The 22,599-nt window shown below is 42.2% G+C and carries 21 protein-coding genes; 8 read left to right on the top strand and 13 right to left on the bottom strand.

Annotation, left to right across the window (positions count from 1 at the left end; genetic code table 11):
• Window positions 1-28 precede the first annotated feature (28 nt).
• Together H4K34_RS17270 and H4K34_RS17265 are read left to right on the top strand one after the other, a co-directional pair.
• Entirely contained in the window at window positions 29-739 is a 711-nt protein-coding gene (locus tag H4K34_RS17270) for an META domain-containing protein (RefSeq protein WP_210758632.1), read from the top strand.
• A 57-nt stretch (window positions 740-796) separates the two neighbouring features.
• A complete protein-coding gene (locus tag H4K34_RS17265) occupies window positions 797-1,951 on the top strand; it encodes an AI-2E family transporter (RefSeq protein WP_210758631.1) in 1,155 nt (384 codons plus the stop codon).
• Here the strand turns inward: H4K34_RS17265 and H4K34_RS17260 are convergent.
• Window positions 1,929-4,139: a response regulator gene (locus H4K34_RS17260; RefSeq protein WP_210758630.1), complete on the bottom strand. Its 2,211-nt coding sequence runs from the start codon at window positions 4,137-4,139 to the stop codon at window positions 1,929-1,931. The genes H4K34_RS17265 and H4K34_RS17260 overlap by 23 nt on opposite strands.
• Window positions 4,140-4,247: 108 nt before the next feature.
• Between H4K34_RS17260 and H4K34_RS17255 the strand changes: the two genes are divergently transcribed.
• Complete coding sequence (locus H4K34_RS17255) at window positions 4,248-4,841, top strand: hypothetical protein (RefSeq protein WP_210758629.1); 594 nt, start codon at window positions 4,248-4,250, stop codon at window positions 4,839-4,841.
• Here the strand turns inward: H4K34_RS17255 and H4K34_RS17250 are convergent.
• The 4 genes from H4K34_RS17250 to H4K34_RS17235 are packed head-to-tail and all read right to left on the bottom strand — an operon-like array spanning window position 4,838 to window position 8,806.
• Window positions 4,838-6,202 (bottom strand): PrsW family intramembrane metalloprotease, encoded by a 1,365-nt coding sequence (locus H4K34_RS17250; RefSeq protein ID WP_210758628.1) that lies wholly within the window; start codon window positions 6,200-6,202, stop codon window positions 4,838-4,840. The genes H4K34_RS17255 and H4K34_RS17250 overlap by 4 nt on opposite strands.
• A gap of 1 nt (window position 6,203) precedes the next feature.
• Window positions 6,204-7,322 (bottom strand): MBL fold metallo-hydrolase, encoded by a 1,119-nt coding sequence (locus H4K34_RS17245; protein WP_210758627.1) that lies wholly within the window; start codon window positions 7,320-7,322, stop codon window positions 6,204-6,206.
• A 9-nt stretch (window positions 7,323-7,331) separates the two neighbouring features.
• Entirely contained in the window at window positions 7,332-7,859 is a 528-nt protein-coding gene (locus H4K34_RS17240) for a hypothetical protein (protein WP_210758626.1), read from the bottom strand.
• Window positions 7,860-7,891: 32 nt separating this feature from the next.
• Window positions 7,892-8,806 (bottom strand): NAD-dependent epimerase/dehydratase family protein, encoded by a 915-nt coding sequence (locus H4K34_RS17235; protein WP_210758625.1) that lies wholly within the window; start codon window positions 8,804-8,806, stop codon window positions 7,892-7,894.
• Between the two features lie 179 nt (window positions 8,807-8,985).
• Between H4K34_RS17235 and H4K34_RS17230 the strand changes: the two genes are divergently transcribed.
• The 3 genes from H4K34_RS17230 to H4K34_RS17220 are packed head-to-tail and all read left to right on the top strand — an operon-like array spanning window position 8,986 to window position 11,846.
• A complete protein-coding gene (locus tag H4K34_RS17230; protein WP_210758624.1) occupies window positions 8,986-9,534 on the top strand; it encodes a BatD family protein in 549 nt (182 codons plus the stop codon).
• Window positions 9,531-10,136 carry a hypothetical protein gene (locus H4K34_RS17225; protein ID WP_210758623.1) on the top strand — a complete coding sequence of 202 codons (606 nt, stop codon included), beginning with the start codon at window positions 9,531-9,533 and terminating at the stop codon, window positions 10,134-10,136. The genes H4K34_RS17230 and H4K34_RS17225 overlap by 4 nt, the downstream gene beginning before the upstream one ends.
• A gap of 48 nt (window positions 10,137-10,184) precedes the next feature.
• Window positions 10,185-11,846 carry a sodium:solute symporter gene (locus H4K34_RS17220; protein WP_210758622.1) on the top strand — a complete coding sequence of 554 codons (1,662 nt, stop codon included), beginning with the start codon at window positions 10,185-10,187 and terminating at the stop codon, window positions 11,844-11,846.
• On the opposite strand, the gene H4K34_RS17215 is transcribed toward H4K34_RS17220, so the two are convergent.
• Window positions 11,843-12,031 carry a helix-turn-helix transcriptional regulator gene (locus tag H4K34_RS17215; protein WP_210758621.1) on the bottom strand — a complete coding sequence of 63 codons (189 nt, stop codon included), beginning with the start codon at window positions 12,029-12,031 and terminating at the stop codon, window positions 11,843-11,845. The two genes, H4K34_RS17220 and H4K34_RS17215, sit on opposite strands and share 4 nt — an antisense overlap.
• Window positions 12,021-12,506: a hypothetical protein gene (locus tag H4K34_RS17210; RefSeq protein ID WP_210758620.1), complete on the bottom strand. Its 486-nt coding sequence runs from the start codon at window positions 12,504-12,506 to the stop codon at window positions 12,021-12,023. The genes H4K34_RS17215 and H4K34_RS17210 overlap by 11 nt, the downstream gene beginning before the upstream one ends.
• A gap of 389 nt (window positions 12,507-12,895) precedes the next feature.
• Between H4K34_RS17210 and H4K34_RS17205 the strand changes: the two genes are divergently transcribed.
• Window positions 12,896-14,302, top strand: a complete 1,407-nt coding sequence (locus tag H4K34_RS17205) for a hypothetical protein (RefSeq protein ID WP_210758619.1) — start codon at window positions 12,896-12,898, stop codon at window positions 14,300-14,302.
• A 79-nt stretch (window positions 14,303-14,381) separates the two neighbouring features.
• On the opposite strand, the gene dapA is transcribed toward H4K34_RS17205, so the two are convergent.
• From dapA to ettA, 5 genes are read right to left on the bottom strand one after another with little or no spacing between them, the layout of a single operon-like run.
• Window positions 14,382-15,266, bottom strand: a complete 885-nt coding sequence (gene dapA / locus H4K34_RS17200) for a 4-hydroxy-tetrahydrodipicolinate synthase (protein ID WP_210758618.1) — start codon at window positions 15,264-15,266, stop codon at window positions 14,382-14,384.
• 1 nt (window position 15,267) lies between these two features.
• The gene (locus H4K34_RS17195) at window positions 15,268-15,786 is read right to left on the bottom strand and encodes a DUF6913 domain-containing protein (RefSeq protein ID WP_210758617.1); all 519 of its coding nucleotides are present in this window, start codon (window positions 15,784-15,786) and stop codon (window positions 15,268-15,270) included.
• On the bottom strand, window positions 15,783-17,801 hold the full coding sequence (gene ligA, locus H4K34_RS17190) for an NAD-dependent DNA ligase LigA (protein WP_210758616.1): 2,019 nt from the start codon (window positions 17,799-17,801) through the stop codon (window positions 15,783-15,785). Before ligA ends, H4K34_RS17195 begins: the two co-directional genes overlap by 4 nt.
• A 53-nt stretch (window positions 17,802-17,854) precedes the next feature.
• Window positions 17,855-18,730, bottom strand: coding sequence for a glycosyltransferase family 2 protein (locus H4K34_RS17185; RefSeq protein WP_210758615.1), 876 nt, complete (start codon window positions 18,728-18,730; stop codon window positions 17,855-17,857).
• Window positions 18,730-20,424 carry an energy-dependent translational throttle protein EttA gene (gene ettA / locus H4K34_RS17180; protein ID WP_210758614.1) on the bottom strand — a complete coding sequence of 565 codons (1,695 nt, stop codon included), beginning with the start codon at window positions 20,422-20,424 and terminating at the stop codon, window positions 18,730-18,732. Before ettA ends, H4K34_RS17185 begins: the two co-directional genes overlap by 1 nt.
• 33 nt (window positions 20,425-20,457) lie before the next feature.
• Between ettA and H4K34_RS17175 the strand changes: the two genes are divergently transcribed.
• Window positions 20,458-21,228, top strand: a complete 771-nt coding sequence (locus H4K34_RS17175; protein WP_210758613.1) for a carboxypeptidase-like regulatory domain-containing protein — start codon at window positions 20,458-20,460, stop codon at window positions 21,226-21,228.
• Window positions 21,229-21,314: 86 nt separating this feature from the next.
• On the opposite strand, the gene H4K34_RS17170 is transcribed toward H4K34_RS17175, so the two are convergent.
• On the bottom strand, window positions 21,315-22,568 hold the full coding sequence (locus H4K34_RS17170) for a cation:proton antiporter (RefSeq protein WP_210758612.1): 1,254 nt from the start codon (window positions 22,566-22,568) through the stop codon (window positions 21,315-21,317).
• Window positions 22,569-22,599: the final 31 nt, after the last annotated feature.

Raw genomic sequence — 22,599 nt, 5'->3', positions numbered from 1 at the left:
TGTCGGGCTTTTTTTATAGCTTGGGCTGATGCGAAATCCAGTCAAGCTCTTTTTCCTATTTGCCCTTGCCTTATTTGGCTCCTGTGGACTTCTAAATAATGGATCCACAGATAGCTCTTATTGGGCTGGTCAGTATGAAGCCTTTATCCATCAGGACACACTGTTTTACAGTATGGAGATAAAGATTTCTGCCGATGCTCAGGTTAAAATCGCAGCTTATGATTGGCGATTTCGAAAACTAGAGGAATACAGTACTATTGCCAGCATTGACCCTAAAGGTAGCTTGCAAATAAACTGGGGGGATGCTGTATTTCATATTGATTCTGGAATGCATAATACCGGCAATGAGCACTGGCCGGATTTTTACTGGAATGATGTGCAATCACATTATCAAATCAATGAAAGACAATGGGACCTAAATCTGATGGAAGGTTTCCATGATGTGCTATCCAGTAAAGAACCAATAACCTTATTTACTCAAGGCGATACTTTATTCGGTGGATTTGCCAGCTGTAATAGCTATGGCGGCGAATTGATTTTAAAAGAACCCAGTCAAATGGAGTTTAAGCAGATTCATAGCACGCTGCTCTTTTGCGAATCCATGGAATTAGAAGAGCAGTTTTTCGAAAAGCTAAAAGAAGTTCGTTCCTATAAAATGGTGGATGCGGAACATTTGCAATTGAAAAATGTAAATGGTGTGAGTGTCCTATTTTTCAAGCGTCATAGCTGGTTACGCTAAATATTTATTTCCCTTCCCATCAAAAAAATGAGCAAATTGCCAGCCTAAGCCGCTTTCATGAAATTACAGGATCGAATCATTGCCCGAATCCCCGAAATAAGTCTTTTAGCCGGAGGCCTTCTACTCCTCTACTTTTATGGCATATTCCTCCCCTTTTTTCTGGCCCTGGCTTTAGCCTATGGTATTGGACCCATTATTCAGAAATGGCAAAAACTCTTTCGGAATTGGGAGCTTAGTGTAGGTCTATTTCTACTGAGCTTAGGCTTAGTCTTGGTGCTATTCCTCAGTATTAGCGCCGGTTTTATTGCTCGTGACATGCAGCGCTTTAATCAAAGTTTTAGTCTCCTTCTGGAGGAAAATCAAAGTCAACTGGATGCTGGAGCGCAAAAGGTTCAGGCTTGGATGAGTGAATTTGTAGATAGCACCGATCTGGAACAAAAGATTCGTCAACAAATAGCTAGTTTCTCTTCTGGCGATAGTGCAAAAAGCGGTTTATCGCTAAGCATGGAAAATATCAGTGCCGGCTTTAGTAAACTGCAGTCCTTTTTTAAATCAAAGCCGACTGAGGCAGATAAAGGTTTTCAATTACCTCAATTCGGTTTTTGGTATCAATTCGGTTCCTTCCTGCTCTATTTTGTACTCATCCTTTTTTACTATCCCTATTTCGAATCGCTGCGCGAACGTTATCATAATCCGGGCTTATCCCGCAATTGGCAACAGTTCTGGACCGACTTCAATCAGAGTTTTGTGCGGTACTTCAAGTTGAGGACTCGCATTGTTCTTTGGGAAAGCCTGCTCTTTTTAGTAGCCTTCCTAATTCTGGATTTACCCGGAACTTATCTTTATTTAATTCTCATCGTCCTCCTACTCTATATTCCTTATTTACATTACCTACTACTGATCCCCATGGCTCTATCCGGATTAGTCCTGAGCATGGAATTAACCTGGCCATATTGGATGGTGATGAGCATCATTGTCGGGGTTTTCATCTTGGGATCTATTCTAGAAGAAGCCCTTTTAATCCCGAAAATCATGGAACGCCATATTGGATTAAACCCTGTAATAATGGTACTGGGGCTGAGTTTCTGGACTTACTTATTAGACTTTACCGGCGTTTTGATTGGCATACCCTTAACCAGCTTAGGCTTGATATACCTAAAGCGTTTTATACTACCGCAATGGTTTCCTGCTAGCTCAGGGAGTTCAGAATAAGATATTTGCGCAGGACGCGATGTAATTCATCCGGTTTAATGGGTTTAGGGATAAAGTCCTGGCAACCCATCAGCAAAGCTTCACGTTTATCCTCTTCAAAGGCATTAGCGGTAACCGCAACGATAGGACAAGGTCGACTTTGATATTTAGCGCTGGCAATAATCTCACGCGTGGCCTCCAAGCCATCCATAATGGGCATTTGCAAATCCATCAGGATTAATCCGAAATCCTCCCCCACATAGGCTTCCAGAGCCTCTTTGCCATTTTTAACCAAGTGTACATTAAGTCCCTGGCGTTCTAAAAGCAAGCCCAGTACCTTTTGGTTCACCTCATTGTCTTCGGCCACTAAAACCTTCTGACTTAAATGTGAGGGTGACTGGTAGGGATTATCCAAATCATTCAATTTGGCAGATCCTTTTGGGAATTCGAGGCTAAAGGAGAAAGTACTGCCAATAGCAATGCGGCTCTTCACTTCCAATTGTGAGCCCATTAATTTGATCAGTTCATGGGTGATGGCTAAGCCTAATCCGGTTCCTCCGAATTCCTTCTGAATACTGCGATCCGTTTGGGAATAAGCATCAAACAGGCTTTTAAGCTTCTTTTCAGGAATGCCAATACCAGAATCTTGAACAGCGAAGTAAAGCTTGCAGGTGGCCTCATTATCAGTAGATAATTCCCGAATAATGATCCGTACCTCACCATCCTTGGTAAACTTCAGGGCATTGCTAATCAGATTAATGAAGATCTGTTGCAAACGCAGGCTATCGGCAATAATTAAATGCTCTAAAGCCGAATCTTGATCGAGAATCAATTTATTATGGTTCTCTTCGGCTTTAAAGCGGAACATCTGTACCAGATTATGGATCACCTCCTCCAAATTCATGCTTTGAGGATTCAATTCCATTTTGCCTGCATCGATCTTGGAAAAATCTAAAATCATGTTCACCAGATCCCCCAAATGCTCAGCTGAGAACTCGATGGTTCGCATGTATTCCGCGCGCTGGGCAGGATCATGGGTGTCCTTTAAAAGGTGAATCATCCCCAAGACCCCATTAAGTGGAGTGCGAATTTCATGACTCATATTAGCCAGGAAATAGGATTTCACCTTGGCCGTTCGCTCTGATTTACGGGCCGCTAGTTTGAGCTCAGTTAAACTGGCCTGTAATTTTTGGTTCATCTTTCGGAAATCCTCCAGCAGTTCTTGTACTTCCAGGGTGCCGCTTTTAAGATCCTTGAATAAACCCCGTGTTTTAAAGTCACTACTGGTGTACTTCCGCAAGGCATCACCAAACTCCTTGAGGTCGCCACTAATGCGACGCGACAGGCTATAACTGTAAATTAAGATGAGCAGAATCATAAGAACCCCCAGGATATTAATCAGTTTATCCACCTGAGTTTGCAAAGCATTGAGCTCTTTATTGATACCGGATAAGGCTAAATCAAATTCGGCTTCCAAATCGGTATTCATATTGGCAATGGTTTCCACCAAGCCTTTTTTGCCCTCTAAGCTGATCTGGGCCTGAACGGCAGCAAACTGATTAAATGCCAAACGATAAGCACTTAAGAGACTGTCTAATCGACTACCGGGGATTATTTCCATTTCCCTAAGAAGCCTTTGATACTGCTTATTAAAGAGTTTTACATACTCCCATTGATTACGATTTATAAAATCCTTTTCATGTCGACGAAAGCTTAAATATAGCTCCGGCGGCAGTAATTCTTCCTCTTCTATTAAATGAATGGCTTCGCGCATCTGCCCTTCCAAACCAAAATCCTTGAAACCTCTTTGGATATAAAGACTACTTAATTTGGCGACCGAATCATTCAAACGATTCAGGGATTCTTCTAAAAGAGCGAGCTTCTGGTAGGGCAAATCCTCAGCAATGGCCCAGCTTTGTAATTCTTTAACCTCCTTTTTTAGGTCTAAGGTATTGCTCCGAAAAACTTCAAGGTACTCTTGTTTTCCACTTTGATAGAGGACTGTATCTTTATAGCCCAAGAGCTGAAAAAGCTGGAAATTTTGAATGTTGAATAATTGCTTTCTTTGGATTTCCCGACTTTGATTGATCAGGGCATTTAAATCTTCTCGGCGAGTATCAAAGAGATGGTAAGCAAAGCCCCAAAAAACAAAGAGGGCCATGATGATGATAAAACCGCGTAAAATCCGAAACTGTAAGGTCTTGAACATAATTATTTCCTACCAAAAACAGTAAACAAATTTCAGCGCGGCACATGAACTACATGTTGTACAGATATTAATTCTTTTCTCTAAAAACCTAAATCTAACAGTCTAAAAATGAAAAATTTATCTCTTATAAAACTAATCTTAAGCTTTAGCATCAGCTTATTAGCCTTCAACTTTTCGCATGCTCAATCTGATGCCCAAGCAGTAAAAGATGGCTTTAATAAATACCAGGTTTTACTGCAAGAGAAAAAGTTCAATGAGGCAATGACCTATATCTATCCTGAACTTTTTACCCTGGTTCCAAAGGAGCAATTGTTAAAAATCCTAAACCAAACTTTTAGCAATCCGATGTTGGAAGTGAAAATGGGCGAATCCAAAGTGACCAAAACTGGACAGGTTCAAGAAATTAATGGGAAGAAATACATGATCATCACTTACAAAGGGGTAACCCAAATGAAACCAGGTGGTAATGCCGAACAACAGGCCCTTTTAAAGGATCGGATGCAAGCCGGTTTCAATGAGCAGTTCGGTGCCGAAAATGTGACTTACAATGAAAGTACCGGCTTCTTTACGATTCATATGGAGAAAGAAGCAGTGGCCATTAGTACCGATGCTAAGAACTGGACCTATCTAAGCATAGAAGCCCAGCAAAAATTAATGATAGAAAAGATTTTACCTGCCGAAATTGTGGCGCAGGTCTTTTAAGATTCTAAAAGCGAATCACTTTCTGGCGAAGGAATTAAAGCTACCCATCCTAATAGCTTTAATTTCTTCGCCTTTGTTTTGGCTAAAACTGCAGGCTCGTCCAATGTATCTGGCCATTCGAACAAAGCGGCTATCGGGAATTTCTCATCCCCAATAAACTGGCTGCCCCGCAGTTTAGGCGCGATCCCAAAGTATTGTAAGCTCCCCTCCTGTTCGACCTGAACTTTATAAACTGCTAAATCGCCCTGAATAAAATGCTTGGATTCAATATAGGCACGGGCATTCTCTAATGGAAATTCTTCCTGTCCTGGAACAGGCCTTATCCAAACCCATTGATGCCAATAACGATGCAAATACACCGCATTGTAAGCATCGCCCTTGATACGAAATCGGTGAGATAAAATGGAGCTTCCCAATCCTGTATGACCAAAGCTAAAGGGCAATTCGAGTCTTAATGGATGCCATCTTCCTTTGATCAGTAAAAAGCGACTAAGGCGAACACTGCTTACCAGCACCACAAAGCCCGTGGTAATCATATCCTCCTTAAAGCGCATCAGGCTATAGCCTAAATCGCGGTCTTCCCAATACATCAGTCCTAACTGAATAAAAAACAAGAGAATATAGGAAGTCAGTAATCGACTGCTTACCGTGGTTGAATCAATTACCTTTTGATAGCTAAAGAAGGGGGATTGATTGAGGGCATTGTTGAGAATGGCCGCATAAATGCTGATGGTACTGAGGAAATAAATTAGAGTTAGCAGGTAGCCATAAATGCGCATCCCCTGATGCATTAAGGGGAAATTGTAGAAAGTATGGGCCAAGGCAGCCAGTATAAAAAAGAGAAGGATTAGGGCCGGTCGAGACTTATTGTAACGAAAGCGAAACAAGATAATTCCATAGGCAAAGAGCGCCGTATTAAACATATGTCCTACCGTAGAGAGAATTCCCCTCGCGACTATAATGGAGGCTCCTGCACTATTGAAATACAGAATATTCTCGAAGGCCGAAAAGCCCAAAGCACTTAAAGAACAATAGATTAGATAATCAAGGGGTTCATTGAATTGCTTGCGCATTAAGAGGAAACTTAGTCCAAAGGCTAAAACTTTGGCCAGTTCTTCCAAGCCGGCCACCTGAATAAATATGAAAAGGAAATCATCCAGCCAATTACCGCTCAGTTTTATTCCTAGGGCTTTGCCAAGCAGCGGACTGATCCAAAAGACCAAGGCTACGGAGCAGGCTCCTAAAAAGAAGCTGAGGACCATTGGCCCCCATTTTTCTCGCTCAAAAATGTCGATATCGCGGAAATAACGAATCCAGATAAAGGCGATAAAAAGCGCTATAATGGGAAAGAACCAGCCCATATTATAGATCTAACCACCATTCCGTTTTCGGACGATCCAACTCTAAGGCAAAGCGTTCGCCAATCATAGGATGAATCATTTCCTGCCCTTCTTCTTTGGCTTTAGCCTGAAAGCGCACAATGGGGTCCGTCCAGCTATGCAAAGCCAATTGAAAAGCCCCCCAATGAATGGGCATTAGTAACTGACCTTTAACTTCCATCCCGGCGATCACACTTTCTTCGGGCATCATATGAATTTCACTCCAGGCCTCATTATACTGCCCGCATTCCATCATGGCCAAATCAAAAGGTCCATACTTAGCCCCAATCTCCTTGAAGTGAGGACCATAGCCGCCATCGCCACTAAAGTAAATACGTCGTTTTTGGCCAATTAATACCCAGGAGGCCCATTGAGAGCTATTGCGATGTACAAGACTACGACCTGAGAAATGTCGGGATGGACAGGCCACCAATTTTAAGTCTTCTAAAGAACCTTCCTCCCACCAGTCTAATTCAGTAATGCGATCCGCTTCAATGCCCCACGATTTCAGGTGAGAGCCCACTCCCAGAGCGGTATAAAAATGTCCTACTTCATTATTAAGAGCCATAATACTGGGATAGTCCAGATGATCATAATGGTCATGCGAAAGAATAACAGCATCAATATCCTTAAGCTCCTCGATGGGAATAGCCTCCTTATAGGGGAAGCGCTTGGAGCCAAAGCTAATAGGGGCCGAATAATCACCTAACATAGGATCAATTAATATCTTTTTGCCATCCATTTCAAAAAGGAAAGCCGAATGCCCGTACCAGGTGATGTAAGTGAGGCTATCGCTTTGAGCATCATTAAGGCCAAATTGAACCGGCAAACTATCCTCTGGTGAGGTGTTTTCAGCATTGAGATAATCTCCCAGGGTACCCAAAACATCTTTCAATGAACCTACGGAAGTGGGAATGAGATTTTCGAAATGATCTTCCTCCCAATGGGGCGATTGGGAAATGCGTTCCAAATCCTCTCCCACCGGATGCTGACCAATTTGAGGTGAAAAACTTAAGAAAAGTACTAGCGCCAAGCTAAATAGAAGCACTAAGGCCAGAATCGCCAGACCTAGTTTCTTCAGAACCCTTAAGAATGCTTTCATTCTATGAAATCAAAAACGGTATACAATAAAAAGGAAGGCCACATTGCTATTAGCGTTTAAAGACAAAGCTGTTTGATCTGCACCACCCACATCACTTATATTAAAGTTCAAGGACGGACTAAGCTCCAAGCCAATATAAAAGCTCTGACTCAATTGATATTGGGCGCCGAGAATATAAGCCAGACCTAAACCTAAATTCGAACTGCTATTGCTAAAACTCGCGCTAATTCTGGGTTCCGGTCCATGAATAAATTGGAATTCGGAATTGATCGATTTACGATATTCATATCCGACTCCAAAAGCCACTGCCCCAACACTACTGTTAAAGTTGGTATTGGAATTATCTTGATATTGATACTGTAAACTGGCTAAATGAAAACGCCAATAATTTCCTTTATCAGTGGGTTTCTTATAAATGAGCCCAAAATTATTTAGACCTGCACCGCGCAATCCAAATTCACGTTTGGATGCTGGCTTTTCCTGGGCAAAGGCAGAAATACTAATACAGCTTAAAAGGATTAGAGTTAGTTTTCGCATGCTTCATTTTTTTCAAAGCTGCGGAAAATTTTTCAGATCAATGACTTTAATCCCTCCTGATAGGATACCGGTGTATAATTAAAAGTTGATTCAAATTTGTCCGAATTGAAATAGTAGGGACGATCGTACTGATAGATCATTTCCAAAAGTTCCTTCATAATGGGATTGAAGAGACCTAAAATCCGCAAGATTCCTTTTCCCGCCACCTGGGTCTTGGGCTTTGCTCCTACTAAAGCTGCTAGGGTCTCAATGTACTCCTTGCCCGTCAATGGATTTTTGGCGGTGGGCAAATGCCATTCTTCTCCCCAGGCAATTTCGGAATTACCCAAGATCGCGGTTCCTTTGGCAGCATCTATGGTATAGGTAAAGGAATGTGGATTTTTAAGGCTAGCAAACCAATTTGCGGACTTAGCATTTTGAAGAGGTTTTAATACCGCTTCTTCCATAACACTCACCGAGCCCGCATTGGGTCCATAAAAATCGGCCGAACGTGCCACAGTGGCTTGAATGCGTCCTTCATTATGAGCTGCCCATAATTGATTTAATATGCCCAAACGTACTTTGCCCTTTTCACTTTGGGGATCTTTCTTGGAATCTTCGGTGATATTGGACATCTCTGAAGGATGATACATGTATATATTATCGAAGAAAACCAATTTGGCCTTCGCATCGACGCAAGCCTCAATGGTATTAGCCATAATGCGCGGCCAGCTGCTCTGCCACACCTTAATATTGTAGGTAAGTCCAACACAGAGATATACCACTTCACTACCTTGAACAGCGGCTTTGGTGGCCTCTAAATCCAATAAATCAGCCGAGACCAATTCTTCATTACCCATTACCGCTTTGGGATTTCGGGCCACTAATCGAACCTGGTCGGTATATTGAGGTAAAACTTTAGCTAGTTCTTTTCCGATGGCCCCTCCGGCCCCTAAAATTGTTTGCATTTTCTGCTTTTTTGGTAAAGGTCTACTTCTCTTCGAGTCGGGAAAAACCCAAAAGCCTGAACTAAGTAAAAAAGGCGGTGAAGGGTATGTATTGGATGTTAAATGGATTTCTGGAATAATGCCAGATCCAAACAAAGTTTCCTATTGCTTTTTCTAAATTGGCATTTAAATCCACACATATGAAAAGCCTTGTCTTTCTGGTATTACTAGGTTTCGGCTCTGGCCTGATGGCTCAAAACATCAAAACCCGCTTGGAATTTTACGATCAAGGAGAAGGCACGGAAAGGGTTCGGATTATTGTTTCGGTAGATGAAACTCCAGATTCAGTAGCTCATTTGGAAATTGATGGGCAAATCCTGCCTATCAGCAGTACTTCCAGTCATATGAGTATAATTAATGGTGTTACCACCCGTGAAGTTTCCTACACCTATTACTATTACCCTAATAAAAAAGGAGACTTCAGCTTTTATCCTCCCACTATGTATTTTGATGAAAAGAGAGTTAAGGGGAAAAAAGTGGACTTTAGTATTAGCAGCTTTAAAGAAAATGAGGAAAATAAACCCGATGCCAAATCCATTTTAAGCAGCCCCGACAAACGTATTAGCCTAACTAAAGATGGTGGTATTTTAGAAGAATACCGCAATGGAGAATGGATGGTAGTGCGCAAATTAGATAAGGAAACCTGCGCGAAGATTATCTTACTTAGCCAAGAACAGAAAGAATTATGAGTCGCTACCTTTTTGGTTTATCGCTAGCTTTAGTTTTATTCAGTTCTTCCTGTAAAATCCAGAAGAACATTCCCTTGGATGAACATCCTTATGTTCCTGATATCCATGCCATAGTGGCCCATTATGATTTAAGCTTGGGCAGCTTGAACCCCTATGAGCAAAATTCCTTGATAAGCTTCACGGATGGTAGTTATGTTTTGGAATATGTTTTTGATAATCGTAAAGGCCATCCTCTGAATGAAGTCTACTACAGCTATATCATGGAACATAAAACCAATGTTCAAGAAGCACGTAATTCATTGGTAGACAATATCTCAGCCTTCGACGAAGCCTTTGATCCAGAAGTATTTAAAAAGAAGGAACGTCCCGACCTAAAATTACCAGGCGACGAATTTTATTGCACCGAATATTATCGCTCGGGTCAGCCGGTGGGAAGCCTCTTGGTAGCGCGCTTTGGCAATAGTGTAGTCACGATTTATATAAATGCCACCGAAAAGGAATTAGAAGGATTTTTCATGGATTTCTTATTCCCCTATCTCGAAAGCACCGCTCTGGCCAAGCGTAAAAATTACCAGAGCCGGACGCCATTAAAGACGCTTTAAGCAAAGGGGAAATTTGTATTATTGTACATAGTACTATAAGTAAACACTATGCAGGGTCTGGATTACCTGATTATCGGGCTGTATTTCCTCATCATATTTGGTATTGCCGCTTGGGTAAGCTGGCAACAAAAAGGAAAAGCCAAAGATTCAGCTTCCTATTTCCTGGGGGGACGAAATTTGGGTTGGTTTGCCATTGGAGCCAGCCTCTTCGCTTCCAATATTGGCAGTGAACATTTAATTGGACTCTCAGGAGCCGGTGCCCGCGGTGCATTCCCCGAAGCTCAGTTTGAAATATTAGCGGCTCTAATCTTGCTCCTTTTAGGCTGGGTATTTGTGCCCTTCTACATTAGATCAGGAGTTTTTACCATGCCTGAATTTTTGGAAAAGCGCTACAATAAAGGCGCGCGGGCTTATTTATCCATCATCTCCATTATCTCCTATATCCTCACCAAAATCTCCTTTACCATTTTCGCAGGAGCTTTGGTATTTGAAGTATTGATTGGAATTCCCTTTTGGACCGGTGCTTTAATTACGGTGATCGCCACTGGTTTGTACACGGTTTTTGGCGGACTCAAAGCGGTAATTTACACCGATATGATTCAGAGTATTATCTTTATTTTAGGTGGATTAGCGGCTACCTGGTTCGGCTTAAAAGCAATTGGCGGTTGGGATCAAGTCATTCTGGCTATTGATCAGAATCATGAGTCGGCCGATACCTTTATGAGTCTTTGGCGTAATAAAGATTATCCCTGGACCGGTGTATTACTAGGGGCTCCCATTTTAGGGGTCTGGTATTGGTGTACCGATCAGTTTATCGTGCAAAGGGTACTCTCAGCCAAAAACATCTCCACTGCTCGCAAAGGCACTATTTTCGGAGGTTTCCTAAAATTATTACCCCTATTCATTTTTGTATTTCCGGGCATCATTGCCTATGCCCTCTCTCAAACCGAATATCCAGGACTATTTACCATCGAGAATCCTTTGACCGGAGAAATTCGCAGCACTACCGATGCAGCCCTGCCTGCTTTAATACTGCGCGTTATGCCTGTGGGAATCAAGGGGCTTATTGTCGCTGGCTTTTTAGCGGCATTAATGAGTTCGCTTTCCAGTGTTTTCAATAGTACTTCTACCCTATTTACCATCGACTTTTATCAGAAATGGCGACCAGAAGCCACTGAAAAGGAATTAGTGAGGATTGGCCAAATCGCCACTTTGGTGCTGGTGATCATTGGCCTGGCCTGGATACCCTTTATGCGTGCCTTAACCGAAGGGGGCGGGATTTATAAATACCTCCAAAGTGTTCAGGCCTATATTTCCCCTCCTATTGCCGCTGCCTTTCTATTGGGAATCCTTTATAAGAGAATCAACGGTCGCGGCGCCCTGCTCGCCTTATGGACAGGCTTTATATTAGGTATAGGTCGATTAGTATTAGAGTTCCTGGAACAGAGTAACAAAATTCAAATTGAAAGTGCGAGCCTCTTGGGCCAATTGGTGCACATGAACTTTTTACATTATGCCATCTTCCTCTTTGTGATCAGCATTATGGTTATGATTGCCGGCTCACTGCTTAAAGCGCCTAATATCAGTCCGAACTTAGATTGGATGAAAGCGGCAGATACGGATCAAAGCAGAAAATGGAGTCCATCCGAATTGTATGGCTCCATTGCTCTGGTGATAGCAGTGCTGGCTATCTGGATATACTTCTATTAAAGTTCGAAGAGATCTTCCACCTTACAATCAAAAAGCTGAGTCATTTTTAGGGCCAGCTCTAAAGAAGGTGAATACTTATCATTTTCGATGGCATTAATGGTTTGCCGACTCACCTGAAGCTTATCCGCTAAATCCTGCTGCGAAACCTTATGCATGCTGCGATATACGCGAATTTTATTCTTCATTACGGCCCGATTTATAATGCCGATACAATTTGATATCGAAAATGAGATTAAACAAAAGCAGGATTAAGAAAAGCTGGGCAAACATAAAGCTTAGATAGATAGCGCCATAGACCCCCAATAAGGTTAAGAGGAGAATGCCATAATTGATAAAGAGACTCCAACGCAGGGAATCGTTGCGCATCTTATCAATCAACTCATCCTCATGCTTTTCCTTGGAAAATCCGGCGAAGATGCCACTGAGAACCAAAAACACGCTCAGGGCCTCATCTATAAACATGGTGTCTACCCAGTGCCAACCCAATTCGAGCTTGCTAAAGAAATCTTTACTGATAAAGGCCGGTACCTTAAAGGTGAACCACTCTTCCAGAGTTTCATTTCCTTCTAAAAAGATCAGATAAACAAAGCCATAGAGAAAGCAGAAGTAGAATAGTATCCTACTGACTTTCTTATACCGATGGTGAAATAATAAGGTCATACAATTTGAATTTGTTTCTTCAAATGTATAAAATATTTTACATCATGTAAAAATATCTTTACATATTGTAAATGATGTTAGACATAGTAGAATTATAACCATTTCAATTCTATGGGCTCTTGGAATTTTATTCGATTAGACTTTCCTCCTTTATATGGAGGGAGTATTTTTGATGAATCCCGAGAGGGACATTCGCTATTTTTTTAACCAACCTAAACCTGAATTCAATGATTTCAAGGCTATTTGCAGTACTTCTTGGTATATGCCTTTCAATTTCAAACCTCCAAGCTCAAATTAAAACAGTTAATCTTCCTGTCGAAGAGGACAGCGAAATACTGGCTACCGTTGACATGGGTAGCAAAGGTTTTTTCGTGTTAATTGGTCATGAAATGGCCGCATCTCCAAAGAGTTCCAGCTATTTTCTCTACAAATTTAACAGTGACTTAGAAGAGGTTTATAAAGCACAGATTCCTTATAAGCGTAGCATTTTAAATGGTCTTCTTGAAGCAGCCGTATACGTTAGTCCCAATGCAGAACATGCTTATGTAGTTTGGGCAGATAAGAAGAATTATATGATTCATCAAGTAAATCCTGATGGACAAACAAAGAAACTACTGCTTACTAAAGCTAAATTTAGAGATAGACCCTATACCTTTTTTTGCACTGATACTCATTTAGCAGCGCTAGTCTACTTTACCAAAACTGAGACTCATTTCATGGGCTTAATCGATCATGAACGATTTCGCGCTAAACCTGCTATTCCGTTGGATTTACCTAAGGTTGAGAAGACAGAAATGACCGATGAAAAGGAAACTACCTGGGATTTTATCCAATACACGGCTGACCACCTAATTTTCAGTCGCAGGTTAAAAATCAGAAATGAAGAAACGCAAGATGCTGATGAACGTGAAGATCGATTGATATCTAAAATCTTTGTAGCAGAAATCGATTATAAAGGTAAACTCAAACGTGAGTTTGAAATTAAAAGTGCTCTGGAAAACAACTACAGACCTATCATTAGTCGTACCTGCGAAAAAGGTCCAAATTCTTCGCAGTTTATAGGGCAATATAATTCAAGCATTATTAACTCTCAGTATTACAGTGGTTCTTTGGTGGGCCTGACAGTTGGTGAATTCGACGTACACCAATCTTCGGAATTAGACCAAACAGGATTTAGGAAATCCAGAACCAGACTTATGCCCAATCTTAATTCTTTTGGCACCTTGATGTACCATCAAAAAACTGATCATTATTTCTATTATGGCATTCACAATTTAGGTGACCTCGATAATGGATCTACACGATCTGAGTTTTTGGGATTCTTTATTAGTGAATATGATGCAAACGGAACTCTTCTTAAACATGTACAGTACAGTGCACCCTCTGAAGAGGAAATGGAAGACAGCGACTTAAGTTCAAGAATGAAAGGTGGCTTTGGTCGCCAAATGAAACTTGAAATTAAGGAAGATGGAAACTTGCGTTTTAAACTTTGGACCTTTCAAGATTTCTATATCGCCGAGCTTAATTCAGATTTAGAGATTCGTGAATACAATCTCTACATTGAGTTGGAAAAAATCACCGATATACGCAAACCACAATCCGGAGACCGGGTAATTTATCCTGCCAATCACCCTGTTTCTAAGTACTTGGCCTCTTTAGGTGATTTGCATTTGGATTTGATTAACGATATGTACTTGCGTGCTATGGAAGGAGCAGCGGGACAGGAAATTCTAATCCATATGAGCGATATGAAAAAAAGAGACAATGCAGTAGTGCTACTGTTTTCAGAGAATTAATAAGCAGTTTCAATAGATATAAAAAAAGCCTCCATTTAGGAGGCTTTTTTTTATATCTATTTAATTTGAAGCGTTCAGCTTATAGCAATCCCTGTTTCTTCATCTCCCCTTCAATTTGAGCGGCCAAAGCATCGCTTATGGGCCAAAGAGGTTGACGCATATAAGCTTCCATAATGCCTTGTAATTTCAGAGTATGCTTCACACCACCGGGATTTCCTTCAGTAAAAAGCATATTGGTGATATCATACAGCTGATAATGTCCGGGACGGGCAGCAGTGATATCCCCAGCCAAAGCCTTGCGTACCATATCGGTAAATACTTTAGGAAAGGCCTGACCACTAACGCTAATCACCCCATCACCGCCTAAGGCGATCATTGGTAAAGTGAGATTGTCGTCTCCACTAATTACCTTAAATCCTTCAGGACGCTCATTGATAATTTTCATTACTTGATTCAAATCGCCGCTGGCTTCTTTGATGGCTATGATATTATCAAAATCACGGGCTAAGCGTAACGTGGTGTCCGCGCTCATATTAGATCCGGTTCTACCGGGAACATTATAAAGGATAATGGGCAAGGGTGAATTCTCACTCAGGGTCTTATAATGCTGATAAATTCCTTCCTGCGTAGGTTTATTGTAATATGGGGAAACGCTCAAAATGGCAGAAACTCCTGTAAAATCAAAGCTCTTTAACTCCTCTACCAGAGCGGCGGTGTGATTTCCTCCAACACCATAAACTACCGGTACACGTTGTGCATTGCACTTTATAACTGCATCCAATACCTGGCGTTTTTCCTGTTTACTTAAAACCGGATTTTCACCCGTGGTTCCCATCACCACTAGGTATTCTACACCACCTTCAACACAATGGTTTACCAATTTATCGAGGGCGCTAAAATCAATTTCCAGATTGGCCTGGAAGGGAGTAACCAAGGCTACTCCAGTACCTCTGAATTCAGGCATTTTATTGAGCATTTATAAATTTCAGCAAAGCTAATACTTCTTCGCGGCAAGCTTGCGTATAGCCCTCTTTTTCGCAACGCACAACCAGGTCGGCCCAATCGGATTTTCGCTTTTGGAAAGCCACCTTCATTCCTGCTACCGCTGTTTCCGCTACAATTTGATGTACGGGCTCCTCACCCTTACTAAAGTCGAAGAAGAGATCAAAATTATGTTGCTTAAAGGTGCCGAAGTCCAATCCACTAGGCCAGCCCCACCAGCTTTTATCATCCTTACAAATTGATGGATAGGGCCAATTAGGATTAAGGTCTTTGCGCTTCACTGATTGGTAAACCAGTACTTCCACATTTTTACCCGCCGTTTCAAAAAATTGAATCCAGGCTTCAATCTCCGTTTCCTTGATTTGGGTAGCTTCAAAGTAAAGGGCAATGCGCTCTACCCCTTCCCAGCCCTTATAATCCGAATGATGCTGTAAATTGAGTTTTTGCAATTGACGATTACGATACCAACTTAAAACACTCATAATCCAATCATTTCAGCAAATTCATTTTCATCGATAATCCGCACCCCTAAATCCTCTGCTTTCTTGCGTTTGGAAGGCCCCATGCCTTCTCCAGCCACTATTAAAGAAGTCTTACCAGATACCGAACCGGTATTCTTACCACCATGCTGCTCAATCAATTCCTTGAGTTCATTGCGACTAAAGCGTTCAAAATTGCCGCTGATTACAATACTTAGTCCGGCCAATGATTCTGAAGCGCCCTCCTGTTTTACGATCTCAAATTGCAAGCCTGCCTGCTGCAAGCGCTCTATCTGCTTGCGATTTTGACTATCGGAGAAATAGGCCACCACGCTTTCAGCAATGCGATCACCAATTTCATCCACATTCACCAATTGCTCTGCAGTTGCAGCCATTAGGGCCTCAATAGTCTCAAAATGACGGGCTAATTTCTTAGCTACAGTTTCGCCTACATAGCGAATTCCCAAGGCGAATAATACCCTTTCAAAGGGAATAGCTTTGGAAGCCGCAATCCCATCCACAATATTTTGAGCCGATTTTTCGGCCATTCGCTCCAGCGGGAGAATATCTGCCACCTTAAGATCATAGAGATCCGCAAAATTCTTAATCAAGTCCGCCTGCACAAATTGCTCAACGGTTTCAGAGCCCATACCTTCAATATCCATGGCCTTACGGCTGATGAAATGCTGAATTCTACCACTTACTTGCGGGGGACAAGTCTCGGCATTGGGGCAATAATGCTGGGCTTCATCCTCTGCTCTTTGCAATTCGGTGCCGCATTCCGGACAATGACTGATATATTCAAATTCTGGCGCATCAGCGGAACGCTTGCTATAATTAACCCCTACCACCTTAGGGATAATCTCACCACCCTTTTCTACGTAAACCCAATCACCAATGCGTAAATCCAGTTTTTTGATCTGATCCTCATTATGCAAACTGGCACGTTTTACCGTAGTTCCGGCGATGGAAACGGGCTTCAGATTAGCCACAGGAGTAATGGCACCGGTACGCCCTACCTGATAGGTCACTGTTTCCAATACTGTTTCCTGCTGCTCTGCTTTGAACTTATAAGCAATGGCCCAGCGCGGACTTTTGGCGGTAGCTCCCAGGCGCTCTTGCAAGCGAAAAGAATTCACCTTAATTACAATGCCATCAATCTCAAAGGGCAATTGATGCCTTTCCTCATCCCAGCGATTAATGAATTCGAAAATCTCATCAATGCTCTTGGCCTTATGCAAATAGCCCTTCTCCGGTCTGGGAATATTAAAACCCCATTCACCAGCCGCTAAAACCGCATCATAATGGTTGTCAAATAAGGGCTGCTCCAGCATCACGAAATAGAGAAAACAATCTAAGGGACGTTGCGCCACTAAGCTGGAATCCTGCATTTTCAAGGTTCCTGAAGCTGAATTTCGGGGATTGGCAAAAGGCTCCAGCCCTTCATCAATCCGCGATTGATTCAAGCGAGCAAAGCCTTCCAGCGGCATAAACACTTCCCCGCGTATCTCAAAATCCTCCGGATAGTCCTTACCTCTTAAATGCAAGGGAACCCGAGGAATGGTTTTAATATTATTGGTAATCTCATCGCCTTGACTGCCATCACCCCGAGTTAGGGCCTGCACCAATTGGCCATTTTTATACTGAATGCTTACCGCTGCTCCATCGTATTTAAGCTCGCATACAAATTCCAAATCCTCATCGGGTAAGGCTTTTTGGGTGCGCTTGAGATAATCCTCCAGTTCTTCTCGGCTATAGGTATTGCTCAGGGAAAGCATGGGATGCCGATGCGGCTTGGTGGGAAAATCTTTGGTGATGCCACCACCCACACGACGGCTAGGCGAATTAGGATCATCAAATTGCGGGAATTCCGCTTCCAGCTTCTGTAATTCTTTTAATAACTGATCAAACTCGAAATCGGAAATCTCGGGTTTATCCAATAAATAATAGAGGTAATTATGGTGATTAAGCTCCTTGCGTAAGAGCTCAATTCTATTGCGGGCTTCATCTGGACTCATAGTCCAAAAATAAGACCTTGGCTCAGTGTTTCAGGCCTAGCCCTGCTAAATTATCAACGTTCCTTTGTCGAAGTTTGAAGCTTTAAAATGCTGAAATCTTGCTCGTAATTACAAGCCTTGATATGATCCGCTTCCCGCTTTCCAGATCGCTCATCTCCAAAGGCTTGTCGCTTTAATCGCTTTTCAGAATTGTAATACTCTTCGCTGCGGTACCAATAGTGATTGAGGCGCAAGGGTTCATGCAATATTCGTGGCTCTTTGGCCTGATAAGTACTGCCATCCGAATAAATAAATTTCGCTCCGTTTTTAGCGAAAGGTCGATGAGGACCTTCTAAAAAACCCTGACAATTAGCGAGATACACTATGGGTTTAAGCATTTTATGCTCTCCCAAGCTCCAATGCGCCCGCCAAGTTAATTGTTCGAGCATGGATTTTTGTGGATCAAATTTGGGCAAATTGGAAGTACCGAACATCAACCAATTAACCACCACTGCTGCTACTTTTTGCCCAATGAATTGCTGAAGGAAAACATCCAGCTTTTGCCCCTCATGATGAAAAAGGAACTCATCGACATCAATAGTAGCGACCCAACAATCTTTAGTTTCCTCTTTTTCAATTAGTTTGAGCAGGCGATTCAGTTCGAGGGCCTGCAGTCGCGTATTCATTTCTGGGCTCTGGCTTTTTAGAAGAACCACCTGATTTTTATCGAGATAAGGCTTTAAGACAGTTTCTGGATTATCAGTACTGTAATTGTCTGAAAGATAAACTCTTGATACCCCCTGATTGAGATGAAAGTCCAGCCACTCTTTTAAAAAAGGAGCTTCATTTTTAAAAACTGTGGCTATAAAAAAAGGCGCCTGCTGTACCGCTTGAGCAGGATACAGCAGGGCCTTTAAGCTTTTAATTTTATAGAGTAGCTTAAGCCACACTATTGATCCTTAAGGAGTTTACGGTATTTGATACGAGTGGGATCCACATCACCCAGGCGTTTTCGCTTATTCTCTTCATAATCGCTAAAGCCTCCTTCGTAATAATACACATTGGAATCGCCTTCAAAGGCCAGGATGTGGGTACAAACCCGATCCAAGAACCAACGGTCGTGAGAGATAATTACCGCACATCCGGCAAAGTTCTCTAAACCTTCTTCCAAAGCTCGTAAGGTGTTAACATCTAAGTCGTTGGTAGGCTCATCGAGGAGTAATACGTTACCTCCTTCCTTCAAGGCCATGGCTAAATGCAAACGGTTTCGCTCCCCACCGGATAGACTGCCAATCTTCTTATTCTGATCGGATCCTCCAAAATTGAAACGACTGATATAAGCACGGGCATTGGTCTTGCGATCCCCTACCATAATTTCTTCATCGCCTTGAGAAATAGCCTCATAGATCGATTTCTCTGGTAGGAGGTCCTTATGACTCTGATCCACATAGGAGATTTTCACAGTGTCACCTACCTCAAATTTACCCGCATCAGGATCTTCTTGCCCCATAATCATGCGGAAGATGGTAGTTTTACCAGCACCATTAGGTCCGATAATCCCCACGATACCCGCTGGAGGCAAGCTGAAATTTAAATCATCATAAAGAAGCTTATCACCAAAGGCCTTTTTAACCGACTGGGCATCAATCACATTAGAACCTAAGCGCGGTCCATTGGGAATGAAGATTTCCAATTTCTCTTCACGCTCCTTTTGCTCCTGATTTAAAAGGTTTTGATAATTATTCAAACGCGCCTTTCCTTTCGACTGGCGGCCTTTAGGGCTCATTCGCACCCAATCCAGCTCTCGCTCCAGGGTTTTACGACGTTTGCTTGCTTGCTTTTCTTCTTGCTCCAAACGCTTGGATTTCTGATCCAACCAAGAGCTGTAATTACCCTTCCAAGGAATTCCTTCACCGCGATCGAGTTCCAAAATCCAGCCCGCCACATTATCCAAGAAATAACGGTCGTGAGTTACTGCAATTACAGTTCCCTTGTATTGTTGCAAGTGTTGCTCTAACCACAGAACCGACTCAGCATCAAGGTGGTTAGTAGGCTCATCCAGAAGTAATACATCAGGTTGTTGAATTAACAATCTACAGAGTGCCACTCGACGGCGTTCCCCACCAGAAAGCACCGAAATTGGGGTATCAGGTTCCGGACAACGCAGGGCATCCATAGCCCGATTCAAAGTCGAATCCAGTTCCCAGGCATTAAGAGCGTCGATGCGATCTTGTAATTCGGCCTGACGTGCCATGAGTTTCTCCATTTTATCGGGATTCTCATAAACTTCCGGCAAACCAAAATCATCGTTAATTTTATTGTATTCATCCAGAATGGCCACAGTTTCGGCGGCCCCTTCTTTTACTACATCCAAAACAGTTTTGGATTCATCTAAATCCGGCTCCTGCTCTAAATAACCTACCGTATATCCGGCAGAGAATACAACATCACCCTGGTAGTTCTTCTCTACCCCGGCAATGATTTTTAATAAGGTGGACTTACCCGAACCATTGAGACCAAGAATTCCGATCTTGGCGCCGTAGAAAAAGCTTAGGTAAATATTCTTTAAAACGGTCTTGTTATTCTGAGCATAGGTTTTAGTTACCCCGCTCATTGAGAAAATCACTTTCTTATCGTCCGACATAAATCTAATTTCGTAGCGTTACTGATGATGATCATGCGAAACTTCAAAGATACACTCTCCCTACTATTCGCCCTAAGCCTTTGCCTGCTTAGTTTATCAACATTCGGGCAAAGCGAAAAAAGCCCCCTTAGTTTAAATGGTTGGGTGCTCGATGGACATTCTAAGGAGGTGGTTCCAAACGTGCATGTAATCAATAAACGTACTTTAAAAGGAACGGTTAGCAATGCCGATGGCTACTTCGAAATAAAGCTGGAACTGGGCGACAGTATTATCTTTTCGAATATCGCTTATAAATATTTCTACTTCATCTATACCAATGACAGCCTGCAATTGAACGATGTAATTGTAGCGATGGAGGAGCAAAATTATCTACTGGAAGAAGTGAGTGTTTTCAGCTACGAGTTGAGCACCAATAAACCCAAGGAGATGAAACTTCGCAAGCCCAATATCCCTTCCAATGACGAGATTGATGATCCTGAAATCATTCAAGCGGGAATGGATAATCCGGCCGAATACCTTTATAATCTCTTTGGATCCAAACCCCGTCAACTACGCAAATTGGCTCAGTTAAAAGCGGAAGATGCCTATCGCGAAAAGCTGGAGGAATCCAATAATCGACAGGCCGTAATGCGCATGACCGGCTTAAGTAAAGATGAACTGGAAGCCTTTATGTTTTACTGCAAATATGTACCGGTAAGTATGCATCAATTAAATGATTACGAATTTCTTCTATCCGTTCAAGCTTGCTTCCGACGCTATATGAAAGACCGTGAATTAGAGAGTTTCCTTAATCAGTTCGATTAGGCTTTTTATACTGCTTTGTTTTTGGCTTTCGCCTGATAGGACTTTAGCGCTGTTCGGAGGTTTTAAGCTTATACCTTTCTCCTAAGCTATTTATTAGAATCCTGCCCCTTCAAGGTAATTTTAAGCACCTTTTTTAGACTGAGACCTTGCACGATGATGGAGAAAATCACCACGATATAGGCCATCGTCAAGAATAAATCGCGATTCATACTTTCTTCCAAGCTCAAGGCCAAAGCAATAGAGATACCACCGCGAATACCACCCCAGGTAAGCAACAAGGCGGTTTTAGGGGCAAAGTCCAATCTTTCTTTATGGTATTCAACCGGACCTAATACCGCTAAATAGCGCGCTAGGAGCGTAATGGGAATGGCCAGCAAACCCAACAAAATATAGAAGCCATCCAATTGAATAACCAATAATTCCATCCCAATAAGCACGAATAAAATCGCATTAAGGAAAACATCCAGAATCTCCCAAAATTTATCGATATACAACTGGGTATTAGGACTCCAAGCCTTAGCTGGCGATTTATTCCCGATGAATAAACCTGCAATAACTACTGCCAAAGGACCACTAAAATGAAGTGCTGAAGCCAATGAATAAAGCCCCATCACTAAGGCTAAACTCAACATCACTTCAGTTTCATAATGATCGATAGAACGCATCAGCCGAAAGGCCAAATAACCACCTGCCAAACCCAAAGCTAAGCCACCTCCCACTTCTTCCAGAAAGAGAATTCCGATTTCACTAGCGCTAAAATCAGCTCCAGAACCGGCGGCAATGGATAATAAAGCTAAAAAGACCACCACACCCACTCCATCATTGAAAAGGGATTCCCCTACAATTTTCACTTCAAGGTTTTTAGGCGCTCCGGCTTCCTTTAAAATGCTTAAAACCGCAATGGGATCGGTTGGAGCCAACATGCTACCAAATAACAAACAATAGATAAAATCTACCGGGTAATTCAGCCATTGCAAAATGAAATAGAGCATGCCTCCAATAAGACCGGCCGAAAGGAGAACCCCCACCGTAGCCAATAATAAGATCGGACCTATATTTCGCTTTAGGGGCGCGAACTTCACATGCAGGGCGCCTGCAAAAAGCAAGAAGCTGAGCATAATATCGAGCAAGAGGCTTTTAAAATCCAAAGCCGAAACGAATTGAGAACTCAGGTCCATTAGCCAGGGTTGCCAATTACCAATCACTATTACCAGCATAGTGAAAGCCAATGCCATGATCATTAATCCTATGGTAAAGGGAAGCTTTAAAAAACGCTGATTCACAAAGGCGAAAAGAGCCGCAAGCGTACTGATAATCGCAAATACAGAAAATAGTTCCATTCGAATCGATTGGGTTTAGAGCCCGAATTTC

Source organism: Croceimicrobium hydrocarbonivorans, from assembly GCF_014524565.1.
Lineage (GTDB): Bacteria > Bacteroidota > Bacteroidia > Flavobacteriales > Schleiferiaceae > Croceimicrobium > Croceimicrobium hydrocarbonivorans.
This window is presented reverse-complemented; position numbering and strand designations above follow the sequence as displayed.